Here is a 15,778-nt window from a genome sequence, read left to right as displayed (position 1 = left end):
TAAAAGGATTAATAACAAAATCTGCGTCAATCTGTTTCATCCGTAAAACCCGTGGGCAATTTTATCTATAAATTAATCACTTTTTGCTGTGCATGACTCGCAATTGCAGCTTCGATAATTTGCATCACTTTTACACCATCTTGTGCTGTAACCGGTTCTGATTTATCGTTTGCAATTGAATCGTAAACACCATCAAAGAATGAAAAATAATTTCCCTGAAGTGTTGGAATCTTTTCGCGAATTTCTTTTCCGTCAATTACTGTATGCAAAAGTCCTTGCAAAGTTTCCGACTCTGTTCCCCACGATTCTAAGTTGGGCTTTTTACCCAATTTTAATTCATCTTCCTGAACATCGCCGCGTGGTTTTAATAAAGATCCTTTTTTGCCATGAATTGTGTACGCAGGATTTGCTTCCCTAACAAAGAAGCTGGCTTTTAATCGCATTCTGAAATCTTCATAAATCAATAATAAATCAATCCAGTCGTCTACCAAAGAATTTTCTCTTGTAAAGCGGATGTCTGCAAAAACTGACTTAGGAGAACCAAATAAACAAACCGCCTGATCGATTAAATGCGGGCCTAAATCTTTGAGGATTCCGGCTCCGTCATTCACGGTTTCTTTGTGTGCTTTTGGACTTAATAATGGATTGTATCTGTCAAAATGGAAATCTGCTTCGACTAAATCTCCTAAAACACCTTCTTTAATTACTTTCTGAACGGTTTTAAAATCACTATCCCATCTTCTGTTTTGAAAAACGGATAATTTCAGACCTTTTTCGTTGGCAATTGCAGCTAATTCTTCGGCTTCGGCAACGGTTGTAGTAAATGCCTTTTCGACAACGGCATGTTTTCCTGCCAATAATACTTTTTTAGCATATTCGTAGTGTGTTCCTACAGGAGTATTTACGATTACCAAATCGACATCGTCAGCTAATAATGCGTCGATTGTGGGATAACTTTTTACTGCGGGATAATCTTCCTGAATTAGTTTTTTGCTTCTTTCCCAAGATCCTAATAATTCAAATCCCGGGTGGATATTTAAAAACGGAGCATGAAAAACTTTCCCTGACATTCCGTATGATAATAGTGCTGTTCTTATTTTTTGCATTTGATATTTTTTTTACAATTAAATCTATTTTTTCTAACCATTAAGAGATTAAGAAAAATTAAGCTTTCCCTATAAATAGTTTAAATTAAAATATTCTGTTATAATATTGTCTTTATTTAAAATAAACTTAATTTTTCTTAATCTCTTAATGGTTTAAATCAAAAAAACTTATGTTTAAATTTTAGCGCGTTCGTATTGTTTTGGCCATTGAATATCGTCGTTTAGTTCTCTGGCGAAATCTAATGGCAAATTCGGATTTCTTAAGGAGGCTCTGGCAAATAAAACTAAATCTGCCTGACCTGTTTCTAAAATTGCTTCGGCTTGTTTTGCGTCGGTAATTAGACCCACTGCTCCGGTTAAAACTGAAGCTTCTTTTTTAACTTTTTCGGCAAATGAAACCTGATATCCTGGTTTTAATTCAATTTTTTGATGCGAAACCAATCCGCCTGATGAAACATCAATTAAATCTACTCCTTTTTCTTTTAAGATTTTTGAAAGTTTTACCGATTCTTCAGGATTCCATCCTCCTTCTGCCCAGTCTGTCGCTGAAATACGAACTAGTAAAGGCAAGTCAGACGGCCATTCTGACTGAACAGCTTCTACAATTTCAAGTGTAAAACGGATTCTATTTTCGAAACTTCCACCGTATTCATCCGTTCTTACATTGGTTAATGGAGATAAAAACTGATGCAATAAGTAACCATGTGCACCGTGAATTTCCATTACCTGATAACCGGCTTCAACAGTTCTTTTGGTTGCTGTTTTAAAATCTGAAATCACTTTCTGAATTCCACTTTTATCCAAAGCTTCGGGAAGAAACGGCTCATCATCATGATACGGAATCGCACTCGCACCAACTGTCTGCCATCCGCCCTGAGCGAAACCTAACTTTTTATTGCCTTCCCACGGAATTGAAACACTTGCTTTTCGTCCGGCATGTGCCAACTGAATTCCGGGAATCGAATTTTGAGAAACAATAAATTCGTTGATTGTTTTTAGTTTTTCAATGTGTTCGTCTTTCCAGATTCCAAGGTCCGAAGGAGATATTCTGGCTTCGGGAGAAACTGCTGTAGCTTCCTGAATAATCAAACCTGCACCACCGCTGGCACGACTTCCCAGGTGAACCAAGTGCCAATCGTTTGCAAATCCGTCAATCGCCGAGTATTGACACATAGGCGAAATCGTAATTCTATTTTTTAGGGTAATTTTTTTTATAGTAAGCGGAGAAAATAATAATGAAGCCATAGTTATAACTTTTAATGATTGTACGCGATCTATTGATTGCGATAACGTTTAAAAAAGTAAAGTTAAGGCTTCTTGCTAAAACTAGAAATCTAAATGTTTATTAATTAACATATTTTAAAACCACTAGAATAAGATATTTGTAACATAAACCACAAATAACTTACTAATAGGTAAGAGCAAAAGAAGCTTTGCCAAATTTATAGAGAAGCAAGGTCATTTATTAACAAGAATTTAAAACCTTAAGTGTTATCTTGCGGTCTTAAATTAAAATAGAAACGCTACTTTTGTGCGTTAAATTACGAACTAAAAATACAAAATGGATATAGTTATCAAACTCTCTCAATTTCTATTGAGTTTATCTTTACTTATTATTCTTCACGAATTAGGGCATTTTATCCCTGCAAAATTATTTAAAACAAGAGTCGAAAAATTTTACTTATTTTTTGATGTTAAATATTCTCTTCTAAAAAAGAAAATTGGCGATACTGAATACGGAATCGGATGGTTACCCCTTGGAGGCTATGTAAAAATCTCAGGAATGATCGACGAAAGCATGGACAAAGACCAAATGGCTTTGCCTCCGCAACCTTGGGAATTTCGCTCTAAACCAGCATGGCAACGTTTGATTATTATGTTGGGTGGAGTTACAGTAAACTTTATTCTGGCATTTATCATCTATATAGGAATGGCGTTTGCTTATGGCGATACTTATGTAGCAAATACTGACCTGAAAGATGGTGTATTGATTGAAAACCCTGTAATGCTTAAAGCTGGTTTTAAAACCGGTGATAAAATCATTTCGATTGATGGAAAAAAAGTTGAAAATTTTGACAAAGAGTTAAACATGAATATCATCATGGCTAAACAAGTTTTAATTGAAAGAAACGGACAACAACAAACTATCAACATACCAAATGATTTTGTTGATCAGTTATCTAAACATGAAAAAGGTTTATTAGTTGGTATTCGCGTGCCCTTTGCAATTGGAAAAGTTACTGACGAATCTCCTAATCAAAATTTAAAACCAAAAGATCTAATTCTTTCTCTTAATGGAGAAAAAGTGAAATATTTTGACGAGGCAAAAGCAGTGTTAGCTAATAACAAAGGAAAAACCATTCCTGCTGTTGTATTGCGCGATTTAAAAGAAACACCTATTACACTTAAGGTTTCTAACGAAGGAACAATAGGTGTAATACCAGGCGGATTAGATATGGCATCTTTAGAAAAACTAGGATACTATAAAGTAAGCACTAAAAACTACAGTTTAATTGAATCAATCCCGGTTGGACTAACAAAAGGGAAGGATCAATTAGTAAGCTACGGAAAACAGCTTAAAATGATTTTTAACCCAGAAACGAAAGCTTACAAACAAGTGGGTGGTTTTGCGGCAATTTTCAACATTTTTCCTAGCACTTGGAGTTGGGAAGTATTCTGGTCAATCACTGCTTTATTGTCGATTATGCTTGGAGTTATGAATTTATTGCCAATTCCTGCTCTTGATGGAGGGCATGTGATGTTTTTATTATACGAAATAATTAGTGGCAGAAAACCAAGTGATAAATTCCTTGAAAACGCCCAAGTAGTTGGCTTCGTTTTACTTATAGGACTGCTTTTGTTTGCTAACGGAAACGATATCTACAAAGCAATTGTAGGCAAGTAAAAATATTTGATAAAAAGTGTCAAAATATTTTTGAGAAACTAAAAAATGCTCTATATTTGCACTCGCTAAAAAGAACAACATCTTCCTCCTTAGCTCAGTTGGTTAGAGCATCTGACTGTTAATCAGAGGGTCCTTGGTTCGAGCCCAAGAGGGGGAGCAACTTTTTTTTAGCAAACATATTTACCTTTAAGGTGATTCCTTCTTAGCTCAGTTGGTTAGAGCATCTGACTGTTAATCAGAGGGTCCTTGGTTCGAGCCCAAGAGAGGGAGCTTCATTGGAAAAGCCATTCGAAAGAGTGGCTTTTTTCATTCCTATACTTTGCGAACCCCTGTAATTTATGGTCATCAACTCCACCAAGCTATTCTCAGAATTGGTTCGAAAACACTCTTTTTCTAGTATTATATTCTCTGGGTAAATAACCCTTAAAAACGAGCCTTTTTCCTTATTTTCCAAGTGGTTGAACACATTTCCCAACTGGCACAATAACTCAACCGAATTATCTACATATTTCATCAAATCAGTATCATTTTCTTTTAGTGAATCAATAAGATTTTCAAAATCATTGATTTTATCAGAATATCTATTCTTAAACTTGTTATACTCCTCTGGGTCTAGTTCATCTAATACAAACTTATCTTCTGTATTTTCTAACAAGATTTTAAATGAGTCCTGCTTCAATTTAAGCTCTTTAATACGCCCTTTAGTATCTACAATGTTTGTCCGAATAACATCACTTAAAACACCCTTAAACAATTCTTTTACATTTTCATCTAATGAAATCTCATTAAGCAATTCCTTTACTCTATCATGTACGACTTCTTTTTTTATTCGAATCTTGCATGATGATTTACAATGATAATATTCATAGGAACCACCGTTTCCTTTAGACTTACTTGCTGTTATTTGTTTTCCACAGTTAGGACAAACGAAATTACCCCTTAATGGAAATAAATCGTTTACACTAGTCGGGAACTTCGCATCAGTATTCTTTCTACCATCTAAAACATTTTGTACTTTTTCAAATAGCTTCAAATCAATAATTGGCTGATGAATAGCCTTAGTTATTTCTTCTTTTTCTTTTTTGTATTCTGGAATTATAATCATACCCGAGTAAGTAACGTTTCTGAGCATATTATAAAATTGTTGCTTCTCCAGTTTTAACCCATATTCATCTCGTATTTTTTTTCTAATTACCTCAACTGGCTCTATTCCTTTTGCCACTTCCGTAAATGCTTTAAACACCATCCTTGAATCTGAATTTGGCTCTAGAGACGTTTTCTCCATGACTTTAGCATTAGAATAACCAAAAGGAGCTTTTCCCATAAAGCATCCTTCTTTCTTTGCTCTGCGCATACCTGGAAAAACCGGTCAATTTGACCACCTAATTCCGGAGTAAATTGACCACCCGTTCCGGAGCAAACTGACCACCTAATTCCGGAGCAAATTGACCACCAAGTTTTGTGGTTAATTAATGATTAAAAACTATTGATTTTTTCATGTTGTTAGAACCATACATTCGTTAAAAATATACGGATTATGGCAAACAAAATAACAGACATGAGTAAAATTAGAAAAGTAATTAAATTCTATTGTAATGGAAAGAGTAAGTTATTTATAAGTAGCTACTTATCCCTTTCAAGAAATACGGTAAAGAAATATATTTCTTTATTCGAAGTTCTCGGATTAAGCTTTGAATTAATCGACCAAAAAACCGATGCAGAGCTGGAACTTTTATTCTCCCAGACTAGTGTAGAGGCCATTAGCCCGAGATTACAGACACTTTATGATTTTTTTCCTAAAATGGAACGTGAACTAAAAAAAGTTGGCGTTACCGTACAGCATATGTGGGAACAATATATTACTGTAAATCCGGATGGTTATCGAACTTCACAATTTCATTATCATTACAATATATGGGGCAAACGAGTTAATCCGGTCATGCACATGAACCATAAGGCTGGTGATAAAATGTATGTCGATTATGCTGGAAAGACACTCTCAATTATTGATATAGATACTGGAGAAGTCAAAGAAGTACAATTTTTTGTAGCAATATTGGGCGCTAGCCAATACACGTATGCTGAAGCTTCCATGAGCCAGCAAAAGGAAAACTTTGTTGACTCGGTAGAAAATGCCATGCGCTTTTTTGAAGGCACTCCTGCCGCCATTGTTCCGGATAATTTAAAATCTGCAGTAATAAAAAGCAGTCGTTTTGAACCGACAATCAATGAAACCCTGGCTGATTTAGCAGAACATTACGAAACTACAATTTTACCTGCCAGAGCTTACAGGCCCAGGGACAAATCATTAGTTGAAGGAGCTGTTAAGATATTATATCGAAGGATTTATGTAACCATAAAAGAAATTAAGTTCTTTTCTCTGGAAGAATTAAACCAGCAGATCTGGGATTTACTTGACTCTCACAATAACAGAAAACTGACAGGACGCCCTTATTCCCGCTTTGAATTATTTTTAGAAGACGAGAAAGAAAAACTGCGTCCACTCCCACAAGATCGTTTTGAAATTAAATACCAGTCTTTTGCAACAGTAATGCAAAACGGTCATGTTCAATTAAGCCAGGACAAAAACTATTACAGCGTTCCGTATCAATATGTAAAGAAGAAAGCCAAGCTGTTATATACCAAATCAACAGTAGAGATTTATTATAAATACAATCGAATAGCTGTACATCCAAGAAACTACAAACCTTATGTCTATACAACAACTCCTGAGCATTTAGCCAGTACACATCAATTTGTAGCCCAATGGAGTGCTGCCCGCTTCATTGAATGGGCTAATAATATTGATGAGTCAGTAGGAGAATATATAATGCAGATAATCGAAAGCAGAAATCATCCGGAACAGGCTTATAAAAGCTGTTTAGGAATACTGAATTTTGAAAAAAAGGTAGGCAGACAGCGATTAATAAATGCCTGCAGGCGGGCACTTGATTTTAAAATTTACAATTTTAAGACCATACAAAATATTTTAGAAAACAACTTGGATCATATTGATTTTGATCAAGAACCTGAGCAGGAACTTCCTGATCATAGTAACATAAGAGGAAAACACTATTATAACTAAATTAAATCTTGAAAAATGAATGAATCCACAGTAACCAAAATGAAACAAATGAAGCTTTATGGCATGTTTAATGCTTTTAAAACAGCCATTGAAAGCGGAAAAACAGATCATTATACCCTTGACCAGTTTGTATCGATGATTATTGATGCAGAATGGGATGAAAGGTACAATCGTCGTATTGAACGAAGTATCACTAATGCGAAATTCCATTACAAATCAAATATTGAAAGTATCAATTTTGATGTATCACGTAATCTGGACCGAAACATGGTACTGCGTCTGGCAGAATGCGAATTTATAGAGAAAAATGAAAACATTTTAATCACTGGAAGTACCGGGGTCGGTAAAAGTTATTTAGGTACAGCATTGGGCTATCAAGCCTGTATACAGGGTTTTAAGGTAAGTTATTTTAATACTTCAAAATTGTTTGCTAGACTAAAAATGGCTAAAGCAGATGGCACTTATCTGCGGGAACTTACAAAAATACAAAGACAGGATGTTATAATACTTGATGATTTTGGACTCCAGGCACTTGACAGCCATAACCGAATTACTCTTTTGGAGATCATAGAGGACAGGCATAATAACGGCTCTATAATCGTGACATCACAAATCCCAGTTCAAGGCTGGTATGACATAATCGGAGAAAAAACGATAGCCGATGCAATATTAGACAGACTTATACACCAATCTCATAGGCTTGAATTACATGGAGAATCGATGAGAAAGAAAAGAGGAATAAACAAAGAGTGATATTTTATTATATTTGAATACTAATTAACAGATGAAAAAATATAGTTTTTAATCAAAACGGAGGTGGTCATTTTGCTCCGGAATTAGGTGGTCATTTTGAACTGGAATCAGGTGCTCACTTTAAAACGGAATGGGGTGATCAATATAACCGGAATTTGCACTCTAGCTTCATCAGTTAGATTTTTTGGAGTACCAAGCGCAACATTTTTCTTTTTTAATTCATCCAAAGCAAGTTTTGTTCTAGAACTAATTAATTTGGCTTCTTGTTCTGCAAGAGCTGAAAAAATATGTATTGTAAAATTATTTGCAGTTGGCATATCAACCGCTAAAAATTCTACACCTGCATCCATAAGAGAAGTTACGAAATTTACGTTTCTGGCTAATCTGTCTAATTTTGCAATAATCAGTACCGCCCCTTCGTTTTTAGCTACCTGAATTGCTTTTTGGATTTCAACCCTAATACGCTTATTCGTTCCCGTTTCAATTTCTGTAAATTCTTCGATTATAACTCCTGCTTGAGAATCCACATATTTCACTACTGAACTTCTTTGAGCCGACAATCCTAATCCAGAAGCACCTTGCTCTTTTCTACTTACACGATAATAGGCAACAAACTTTTTCATATCTAAATATTTAAAGGATGTAATAAATGTTAAACGGTCGTTTATGATTTATTACATCACAAATGTAAAGACCCGGAATTCTTCACGCAAGATAAATCCTGGATTTCCAGGGTTTGAAAGAGGTTTAAGCAAAATGCATTGTATAAGCAATATGGTTTTGTCATAGATCAACACTTCGTGTTGATTATATGACAAACAAAACCTATCACATTAGAACTTCTTATAAATTACAAGACCTGCGCAAAATGCGCTATTAAAATATTTAAGAACTTTTTTGAAAGAAAATCTCGAAAACCTATTGACTCTGTTTTGATACTACAGTATATTTAAAACAATACCGCCTTTGGCAGTGTTCTGGGTGCTGGGGATGTGATTACCCCCAGCTTCTGCCCCAGAAAAAAAGCAGAACCTAACATAAAAAGCAGAATAATATGAAACATGCAACTTTACCAATCAGTCCAATCACTAATCAATCCTTCTTTACAAGGATTAAACCCAACTAACCAATCCTTTCAGAATACTACATTCCATATACCTTATTATAATTGTAGTTCTTTTAATTCATTATTATCTAATTCATCTTCTAATTACTTCTTCATATATGATGTAGTAAACAGACCTCCTTTAAATGAAGAAAGAATACTAGATATAACAAGGCTTACAGCCCATAATGATGACAATATTACTACTGATATTCATGCTCAATTACCGCTATTCTTTATCAATAAAGACCGCATAAAGATTCCCAGCAAAGTAGAATATGTTATTAGAAAATACATATCGCGTAAGATTTTAAAGGAAATCCACTCTGATATAGATGTCGCTATCGAGTTGTGCCTACTGTTCACGAGCCAACTAAGCTCAACCTATTTTGGCATACTCGATGGGAGTAATCCAGAGGGCTGGAAATCCCTTAAAGCAAAATACCTGCGTAATTTCCTAAGCCTTCATCCAATGACCTATAAAAGGGTAATTACGGCATTACAATATCCATTAACCAAAGGTGCTATTTTAGAATGTGACCTAGAGAGTATCGTTGGAGAAAAGAACTATTACTATAGATTGGGCAAGCCTTATATTGGTAAAGGAATTGTGAATTATGAACTCAAAACAAGGGAAGCTAAAATCCTTTTAAACAAATACTATAATAACAAGCTCGAAGAGGCTCAAACGAATCCAATATGTGAAAATCTATTTCAGTTCTATGCGGATGTTACCCTACCGACCCTAGAACAGATAAAAAAAGAAGCCAATCGCTTGATTAAATTGGAATACACGACCAAAAAAGGAAAACAGCTGACCAAACTAAACAAACACAGCAGAGCTTATTTTAAGAACCCTGAGAACCTCTCCTTTGTAGAGGATTCCATTGCAATTTTCTCCTATCTGACAGATAACGGACTTATGATTCCTAGTGTTGGTAGTGATAAAAGCGGTGGCAGGATTGTGGATTCCTTTACCCTTATGCCGAGCTGGATTCGTAGACTAATCAAGGTAAAAGGAAAACAACACATCGAATGTGATTACAGCTGTCTGCATCCTAATATTGCTATTGCGCTATACGGTGGTTCTAAATCCAATTTGACCCATGGCGATATCGGTCTGGCTTTAAAAATTGATGCCAATGTAGTTAAAATCGAACATTTATCGTTTTTCAATAAAAAGGTCTGGCAGATGAAACAATCCCCACTGTTTGAGTATTACAAGCAAAATGAGCCAAAGATGCTGGAAAATATCATAAATGAGAAACACAAAAGCCAATACGGTCACAGGATTACCTCTCGCAGGTTATTTGCCAAAGAAGTCGACATTATGACCCGTGTGATTCAGCAACTAAATCAGGAAAGCATCTATGTAGGATACGTTTATGATGCTTTATTTTGCCATCCAAAACAAGCCCAGAGAGTTCAGCAGGTTATGGATGCTGTGATTCAGGATTATAGCGTACAGACCACAGCAAAGCTATCCAACGGTAAAAAACACAATCCAATTGTAGCCCAGCTAAAAGAAAACAGGTTGGATTTTGATGCCATTATTAGCCCTAACCAGACCATAGAGCAAACACCAGCCTCTTTACAAATTAATGCCCGACTTATCAATTATGGCTACCGAATTAAAAATGAGCTTCTGGCGAAAATACAAAATGGAGAGCAGTTAAATTTTGTGGTGGCCGATATAACATATAGTAAAGATTACGTTTTTACAGACCGTGTTTTGAAGGTTCATGATATACTGAACACGTCCGCTCCTTATGTAATGGAAAGTTATATCCTAGACCCTGAGATATAACTCAGCAGAGAGGACTTGCATCCATTTTAATAACGGGGGACGGGGGTAAAATTCCTTGTTACCTCCCTCCCACTGGGGGTATCCCCAATTAACTCCTACAAAGGGCATGAAGTCGTTCATAAAATTTTTAAAAAAAATGGGGCAAAAATGGCAGGGTTAACAGACGATATGTACAATTAATGTACTTAAAACCAGCCTGTCGCACACGTATGACCATATCCAATACGCTTGCCAGAGCCTACTTTTATTGAGGCTTAGAAAAAACAAATGACCAGATTCGTGTTTTCATCGATTTTTTGGTGTTTTTTTTTTAGAAAATGGGCTGATATAATGATATTTATATAAAAAATAAAAGCAACCCAGTATCGAGTCGCTTTATTTTTTTATAACTAGTTTTCGGATGATTACCTACAGGTTGGACAAGAACTTTTTCTGGCTTCACTACAGCATTTCTTAGAGCAATATATCCCTATTGAAGTGGAAGAATCTGTACTGTAACAATCTGACATTTTGCCAAGATGTGTATAATGTGACCCACTAAAGGACTTTCCGCACCATGAACAGCTTTTGCTTGAAGAATATGAGCCACTGTTTGATGATGATGAATCAAAGTCATATCGGCTGGCAGTAGTTAATATCTGTTTGATATTTGCCATTCTGCTTAATACTTCATGTATATTTTTGTCTCTGCTTCGTAAACCTCTTTTTTGACAGTCACTGTTAAAGCTATCGATATCCTTACTCAATTTGGTGTAATCAGTCATTAATCTCTCAAAATCATTAGTAGTCTTCGCCGTGTCTTCCTGTACTAATAATCTGTTATATTGAATATTATTGGCTTTCTTCGTAAGTTTCAAATCCGTTGGAAGGTCACTACAATTAACTGATAAAATAGAAACTATCAGGATTAAGAAAAATCTATAAAACATTTTAAAATCTACTGTTTGATTCTTTTCTTCTAAAAATACTTTTCTCATTGGTGTTTTTGGTTTAAGGATGGATTTTTATCTTTTAATTGGCATCTATTTCTAAGAAATAAACATTTCCTTTTACGTAGAAAAATTTACCTTCTATACCGGGAATATATCCTGTGACTTTTGACCCTGCGTAAATTCTCATTTTTCTATCCTTTGCTTCTGAGAATGGAATATCCATGTCTTGCTCATATAATTGGAATATTTGTGGCTCATTTCTGCCGTTGTTAATTTTAATTTCTGCCCCGTAATATTCTTTAATATCATCGCCTTCGTGCATTTGCTCTTCTAAAGTACCGTACAGTAAGACCCATATTTTCCCGTACGGAACAGTCATTTCATCTGAACACCATCTGTTGATATTGCCGACCATATTGCTCCTTTTCCACATCCCCGTTTTGGTCTTATTATCCCATTGCAGGGTTATTATCTTTTCATTAGCCCCTAATTCCTGTCCGTTCCAAACCTCTTTATTTAGAACAGTTGGAGTCTCTGGCTGTGATTGGGATAGTGTATCGATTTTTGAAACCTTTTGTGGTGCAGTCTCGGTCTCATTCTCCCCGTAGTACTCGATAGTGCGCTCTACAATATAGCCTGGATAGTCCCCATTTTTGTCGCTTGTTCTCCTAATCCAGTTTCCCTGATTATCAAATTCATATTTGTAATTGATTTTATAAGATTCAGAACCATCCAGATTTTTGGCACTCTCTTGGATTAAATTATCATTTTCATCATACACGAAATAATTCATCTGAAACTGGTTCGCTTTTAAATCATAGCATTTACCTTCTTCGATTTTATTATTTCGCTCATCGTATTTAAAAATTTCCGTAAAAACTCTTTTACCATCTGTTTGAGTTTGTTGTTGGAAAATCAGATTATTGTTATTATCATATTTATAAATAAGTTTATTTGGATTATGAGGTTCAAGTACACTCAGGTTTCTCTTTTCTATTACATTAGAATTTTTATCGTATTTATACTCATACTTCCAAGTATAAGAAGGAGTGATTTCCTCAATTACATTATTTTTTGCATCATATTTAAATTCATAAACCCCCTCAACACCACCTTCAAGATTATATTTTTTAGTTTCCAACAAATTATTATTGACGTCATATTTAAACGTTGATAATTCTTTAAATTTATTCCCCTCAGTGCTTCCCTCTTCTACTTTTTCAATTACATTATTTTTTTCATCCCGCTTATATATTGTATGCAATGGAAAGTCTGATTCTTTAATATCGGTCTCAATTTCATAACCCTTTTGATTATAGGTTATGTTACTGTAGAAAAATCCATTAGTGTCTCTGGTCGAAATGGATTTAACCTTTCCTTTTAATTTAGCCTTTATCAGGTCATTATCATACTGGCTTTCCATGTTTTTGCAAGCTGAAAAAAGCAGTGCGATAAAAAATGAGAAGATAAAAATTGAATTCCTTTTTTTCATTGGTAGTGATTTAGTTTTTAGATTTTTTGCTGTTATTTTTTACAAATATAGAAATTATAGCACAAGTGCTATAATAATTCTGCTCTTTATACCTTCATTTTGATGAAGTGAAAAAAGATGAAACTAAATCCAGAAAACTAATCTTCGACCAAGAAGGTTTACAGTTGCTCGCAAAGCGACTAAAAGAAATACGCTCGGAAAAGGGTATATCGCAGGAAGAACTGGCGTATCGTTCTGAAATAACATTATCACAAATTGCCAGAATTGAGACTGTTAAAATAAATCCTACTATCAGTACTATATTCAAAATTGCTCGAACCTTGGAAATACCACTTAGCGAACTATTTAATTTTGAATTACCTCGATTTTTAGATAAATAAATCTTTTCAAAAAAAACTCTTTAAAACAAGCAATTTTTTATATATCTAAATTTAAAAAAGATGTAATAATTGAATATTAATAAAAAGATGCTGAAGACAGGGGTTATATAACTTAAAAGGTTACGATTTTTTTATCCATACGTGCTCTCAACAAGTTCAGAATATACATTTATTGATGCGTTTTCCTGTAATAAAAAAATTTTATTTGATTAAAAACATCATATTAAGAATTTACCATGTGAAATCGGCATAAAAGAAGAAATATTAATTAATTAAATTATCTTTGTAATGCAGGTAAGTACTAAAGTTCTTAATCATACGTTTGCCAAGGCAAAACTTTACAGCTCTGGTTTTTAACTAGCTGGTTTTACATTTCGAATAACAATGAAATATGTTCCAGTGAACAGAAATTCGTGTTGACAGATGATGTTAGCTCTTTCATAGGACTGTTCGTAAGGATTAGAATGTGTAAAGATAGCAATAGAATTACTTAAACGGTGTGTAGTCCAACTACAGAAGGCAGGCCTTAAAAAAAATAGTATGTATGATTAATATAGAAAGCCGTGACGGGAAAACCTGCATTTTTTAAAATGAATAGAAAAACAAAATCTTGGTATAAACCTAAAGGTTATATACATTTTAGTCCAAAACTTGGAAATAATCAGAAGAAATTTGTTGAAAATTATATTTTAAACAACCTTGAGAAACATAATTATTTCCCACTAATACACGAGACGTTAACCGCTAGGAGATACAAAGCTTATTTAGATGAAAAGTCTGAAATTTATCGAAGTCATTTTGATATAATAAAAAATAAATCTTCAAAAAAACCAAGAGAAATTTTTTATGCTAATCATTTAGACGCACAGATATATTCTTATTATTCTAATAAAATCTTTGGAGATGCATATGAAAGACTATTAGATAAACCAGAAAATAAAAATATTTCCGATGCAGTAATTGCCTATAGAAAAATCCCAATAAATCCAAACGATATTGATGGACCAGGAAAGTGTAATATTCATTTTGCCAATGAGCTCTTTCAAGAAATAAAATCACGAAAAAATTGTGTAGTAGCTTGTTATGATATTGAAAATTTTTTTCCTTCACTAAACCACAACTATTTAATAAATTGTGTTGCTAAATTAATTGGAGAAGATAATTATTCAATTAAAGAGGAAAGATTAATTAATTCCTTAATAAACTATTCTTACGTTGAAATGAAAGACATAGTAGAACAATGTTCTAAAAATGAATTAAGAATTGAACATAAAAATGACTTTAAAAAATCTGACTTTGATTCATATTTTGTTAATGCAAAAGAATTTAGAGAGAAAATAGCTAAAAAGAATCTAATCCGAAAACATAGACCACAAAAACAAGGTGAAATTTTAAAAGGTATTCCACAAGGAACTCCTATTAGTGCATTTTTAGCAAATTTATATTTACTTGAATTTGATAGATATATAGTAGACAATTTAGTTGTGAAAAATAAATGTTTTTACAGAAGGTACTCAGATGACATTGCAATAATTTTCAATACCGTAGAGGAGTTTGAGCATTGGAATGAACAAATTATTAATCAAATTTCATTAGCTCCCCTTCAACTAAAAATTAACGACACAAAAACTGTGATTTCAATATTCACTGAAATTGATAATAAAATTACAAGTATAACTAAAACAGAATTAAATAATAATTTTTCAAACAAAAACAAATTAAAATATTTAGGTTTTGAATTTTGCGGAGAAGAAATATTGATTAAATCTCCAAGTCTTTCCAAATTTTATCGTGAAATGAAGATGTCTATCCGTAGAAAAGCTAATAGAGCAAACTCTGCAATAAGATACAATAAACGACATCCGAAAAGGAGAAAAAAAGTAACTAGACTCTATCTTTCAAAAATCCGTTCAAGATTTACTCATTTAGGCAAAAATAAAGCAAAAAGTAATTTTTTAACTTATGTAGATAGGGCCTCAGAAGAAATTTATCCATCAAAAAAAGGAAAAGACAACCCTATAAAGAAACAAGTGAATAGGGCTTGGAGCATTTTTGAAAAGTCTGTAAGTAAGTTCGAAGAAAAAGCTAAAAAGCCAAGACAAACTACCACAAGTCAATAGACATTTGCAAATTTAATATGAACGTATTATCACCTCCGTAAATCTTCCATAAAAGGTTCGACGTTTTAATAGTAAGGGCAATTACTTTAAACA

12 protein-coding genes and 2 tRNA genes are annotated in these 15,778 nt (G+C 33.8%); 8 read left to right on the top strand and 6 right to left on the bottom strand.

The features are described 5' to 3' along the window. Positions 1–65: 65 nt before the first annotated feature. Both QLQ94_RS05920 and QLQ94_RS05915 read right to left on the bottom strand, forming a co-directional pair. Positions 66–1,106, bottom strand: coding sequence for a Gfo/Idh/MocA family oxidoreductase (locus tag QLQ94_RS05920; protein ID WP_271337704.1), 1,041 nt, complete (start codon positions 1,104–1,106; stop codon positions 66–68). A 174-nt stretch (positions 1,107–1,280) separates the two neighbouring features. Next, positions 1,281–2,351, bottom strand: coding sequence for an NADH:flavin oxidoreductase/NADH oxidase (locus QLQ94_RS05915; RefSeq protein ID WP_271337705.1), 1,071 nt, complete (start codon positions 2,349–2,351; stop codon positions 1,281–1,283). A 316-nt stretch (positions 2,352–2,667) separates the two neighbouring features. Here QLQ94_RS05915 and rseP point away from each other — a divergent pair, with 316 nt between their 5' ends. The 3 genes from rseP to QLQ94_RS05900 all read left to right on the top strand — a co-directional run bounded on the left by rseP (position 2,668) and on the right by QLQ94_RS05900 (position 4,281). Further along, a complete protein-coding gene (gene rseP / locus QLQ94_RS05910) occupies positions 2,668–4,011 on the top strand; it encodes an RIP metalloprotease RseP (RefSeq protein WP_271337706.1) in 1,344 nt (447 codons plus the stop codon). Between the two features lie 83 nt (positions 4,012–4,094). Then, a tRNA-Asn gene (locus tag QLQ94_RS05905) sits at positions 4,095–4,168 on the top strand. A 39-nt stretch (positions 4,169–4,207) separates the two neighbouring features. Continuing rightward, a tRNA-Asn gene (locus QLQ94_RS05900) sits at positions 4,208–4,281 on the top strand. On the opposite strand, the gene QLQ94_RS05895 is transcribed toward QLQ94_RS05900, so the two are convergent. Then, positions 4,247–5,335 (bottom strand): recombinase family protein, encoded by a 1,089-nt coding sequence (locus tag QLQ94_RS05895; RefSeq protein WP_482499317.1) that lies wholly within the window; start codon positions 5,333–5,335, stop codon positions 4,247–4,249. The genes QLQ94_RS05900 and QLQ94_RS05895 overlap by 35 nt on opposite strands. 213 nt (positions 5,336–5,548) lie before the next feature. Between QLQ94_RS05895 and istA the strand changes: the two genes are divergently transcribed. Further along, positions 5,549–7,096, top strand: coding sequence for an IS21 family transposase (gene istA, locus QLQ94_RS05890; protein ID WP_482497588.1), 1,548 nt, complete (start codon positions 5,549–5,551; stop codon positions 7,094–7,096). A 15-nt stretch (positions 7,097–7,111) separates the two neighbouring features. Continuing rightward, positions 7,112–7,849, top strand: coding sequence for an IS21-like element helper ATPase IstB (gene istB, locus QLQ94_RS05885; protein ID WP_056251131.1), 738 nt, complete (start codon positions 7,112–7,114; stop codon positions 7,847–7,849). Between the two features lie 107 nt (positions 7,850–7,956). Here the strand turns inward: istB and QLQ94_RS05880 are convergent, their stop codons facing one another. Beyond that, complete coding sequence (locus QLQ94_RS05880) at positions 7,957–8,472, bottom strand: recombinase family protein (protein ID WP_482499316.1); 516 nt, start codon at positions 8,470–8,472, stop codon at positions 7,957–7,959. A gap of 438 nt (positions 8,473–8,910) precedes the next feature. Here QLQ94_RS05880 and QLQ94_RS05875 point away from each other — a divergent pair, with 438 nt between their 5' ends. Further along, positions 8,911–10,761 (top strand): hypothetical protein, encoded by a 1,851-nt coding sequence (locus QLQ94_RS05875; RefSeq protein ID WP_482499315.1) that lies wholly within the window; start codon positions 8,911–8,913, stop codon positions 10,759–10,761. A 404-nt stretch (positions 10,762–11,165) separates the two neighbouring features. Here the strand turns inward: QLQ94_RS05875 and QLQ94_RS05870 are convergent, their stop codons facing one another. After that, positions 11,166–11,738 carry a hypothetical protein gene (locus QLQ94_RS05870; protein ID WP_482499314.1) on the bottom strand — a complete coding sequence of 191 codons (573 nt, stop codon included), beginning with the start codon at positions 11,736–11,738 and terminating at the stop codon, positions 11,166–11,168. 34 nt (positions 11,739–11,772) lie between these two features. Then, complete coding sequence (locus QLQ94_RS05865) at positions 11,773–13,185, bottom strand: RHS repeat domain-containing protein (RefSeq protein WP_482499313.1); 1,413 nt, start codon at positions 13,183–13,185, stop codon at positions 11,773–11,775. Between the two features lie 107 nt (positions 13,186–13,292). On the opposite strand from QLQ94_RS05865, the gene QLQ94_RS05860 reads away from it, so the two are divergent. Next, positions 13,293–13,565 (top strand): helix-turn-helix transcriptional regulator, encoded by a 273-nt coding sequence (locus QLQ94_RS05860; protein ID WP_482499312.1) that lies wholly within the window; start codon positions 13,293–13,295, stop codon positions 13,563–13,565. 590 nt (positions 13,566–14,155) lie between these two features. Further along, positions 14,156–15,685, top strand: coding sequence for a reverse transcriptase domain-containing protein (locus QLQ94_RS05855; protein WP_482499311.1), 1,530 nt, complete (start codon positions 14,156–14,158; stop codon positions 15,683–15,685). Positions 15,686–15,778: the final 93 nt, after the last annotated feature.

The sequence above is a fragment of the Flavobacterium sp. B114r genome, from assembly GCF_056824125.1.
The sequence above is the reverse complement of the archived record's forward strand: the minus strand, read 5'-3'. Positions and strand labels throughout refer to the sequence as shown.

Bases quoted from the DNA above. Each gene is read 5' to 3' on its own strand.
- istB (WP_056251131.1), top strand. From the start codon at position 7,112: ATGAATGAATCCACAGTAACCAAAATGAAACAAATGAAGCTTTATGGC.
- QLQ94_RS05920 (WP_271337704.1), bottom strand. From the start codon at position 1,106: ATGCAAAAAATAAGAACAGCACTATTATCATACGGAATGTCAGGGAAA.
- QLQ94_RS05855 (WP_482499311.1), top strand. From the start codon at position 14,156: ATGAATAGAAAAACAAAATCTTGGTATAAACCTAAAGGTTATATACAT.
- QLQ94_RS05870 (WP_482499314.1), bottom strand. From the start codon at position 11,738: ATGAGAAAAGTATTTTTAGAAGAAAAGAATCAAACAGTAGATTTTAAA.
- QLQ94_RS05875 (WP_482499315.1), top strand. From the start codon at position 8,911: ATGCAACTTTACCAATCAGTCCAATCACTAATCAATCCTTCTTTACAA.
- QLQ94_RS05880 (WP_482499316.1), bottom strand. From the start codon at position 8,472: ATGAAAAAGTTTGTTGCCTATTATCGTGTAAGTAGAAAAGAGCAAGGT.
- QLQ94_RS05915 (WP_271337705.1), bottom strand. From the start codon at position 2,351: ATGGCTTCATTATTATTTTCTCCGCTTACTATAAAAAAAATTACCCTA.
- istA (WP_482497588.1), top strand. From the start codon at position 5,549: ATGGCAAACAAAATAACAGACATGAGTAAAATTAGAAAAGTAATTAAA.
- rseP (WP_271337706.1), top strand. From the start codon at position 2,668: ATGGATATAGTTATCAAACTCTCTCAATTTCTATTGAGTTTATCTTTA.
- QLQ94_RS05865 (WP_482499313.1), bottom strand. From the start codon at position 13,185: ATGAAAAAAAGGAATTCAATTTTTATCTTCTCATTTTTTATCGCACTG.
- QLQ94_RS05895 (WP_482499317.1), bottom strand. From the start codon at position 5,335: ATGGGAAAAGCTCCTTTTGGTTATTCTAATGCTAAAGTCATGGAGAAA.